The sequence below is a fragment of the Acinetobacter sp. HR7 genome (genome assembly GCF_000773685.1).
GTDB classification, from domain to species: domain Bacteria; phylum Pseudomonadota; class Gammaproteobacteria; order Pseudomonadales; family Moraxellaceae; genus Acinetobacter; species Acinetobacter thermotolerans.
This window is the reverse complement of sequence record NZ_JPQO01000077.1, coordinates 1-960: the sequence shown is the minus strand read 5'-3', so window position 1 is coordinate 960 and position 960 is coordinate 1. Positions and strand designations below refer to the sequence as shown.

The following is a 960-nucleotide window of genomic DNA, read 5'->3' as shown; positions in this document are numbered from 1 at the left end:
AACCTGAGTTCGATATAAAAAAAGAGTAGAAAAAAAGCCCTGTTTTTGTAACATATTGGTTCTCAAGACAAAATGTTATAAAACAAGGCTTCTCAATGGATCATATTACCGAATTATTTTGTATTTTGGATGATTTCTGCAAAAAATTTAATGAATCTTTAGAGAAAGCTTTAATTTCTAATCAAAAAACCAGGTTGAAAAAGTCAGCTTTAAGCTTGTCTGAAGCAATGACCATTGTCATTTTATTTCATCAATCCGGTTTTAGATTCTTCAAATATTTTTATTGCCAAATGATCGTTCCATTCTGGAAATCTGCTTTTCCTAAACTGCTTAGCTACAACCGATTTATTGAAATCATGCCCCGTTGTTTGCAAGCTCTGAGTAGCTTCTTCCATCAGGTGAAAGGAAAAGATACGGGAATCAGTATCATTGACTCCACTAAATTGGTAGTTTGCCATAATCTTCGGATTAAAAGGCATCGTGTATTTAAAGGCTTGGCCGGTCGTGGAAAAAGTAGTACGGGTTGGTTTTATGGTTTTAAATTACATCTCGTTATCAATAATTTAGGTGAAATTATTAATCTCAAGCTGACATCGGGAAATGTTCATGATGTTGCTATATTAGAATCTTTAACTCAAGAATTAAAAGGGATCCTACTCGGAGACAAAGGCTATTTGAGCAAAGCAAAAGCCGAAGCTTTAGCAGCAAGAGGACTGAAAATATTGACCCCATCACGTCGGAATATGAAAAATAAACCCATCCAAACTGAAGAAGAAAAACAATTACTTTGCAGAAGAGGATTGATCGAAACAGTGAATGATCAATTAAAAAATTTACATCAACTTGAACATTCACGTCATCGTTCGGTAAATAACTTCATGGTGAATATCATGGCTGCTGTAGTGGCTTATTGTTTGAACCCCAATAAGCCAACTTTCCAAAATATGCTAAAAGGTTAAG

1 protein-coding gene is annotated in these 960 nt (G+C 34.5%); it reads left to right on the top strand.

Features of this window, described 5'->3' with window-relative positions; all coding sequences use genetic code 11:
- Positions 1–95: 95 nt before the first annotated feature.
- Positions 96–959 (top strand): IS982 family transposase, encoded by an 864-nt coding sequence (locus tag GW12_RS04820; protein WP_004679438.1) that lies wholly within the window; start codon positions 96–98, stop codon positions 957–959.
- The last annotated feature ends 1 nt before the right edge of the window (position 960 follow it).

Coding starts and splice junctions, on each gene's coding strand:
- GW12_RS04820 (WP_004679438.1), top strand. CDS start 96: ATGGATCATATTACCGAATTATTTTGTATTTTGGATGATTTCTGCAAA.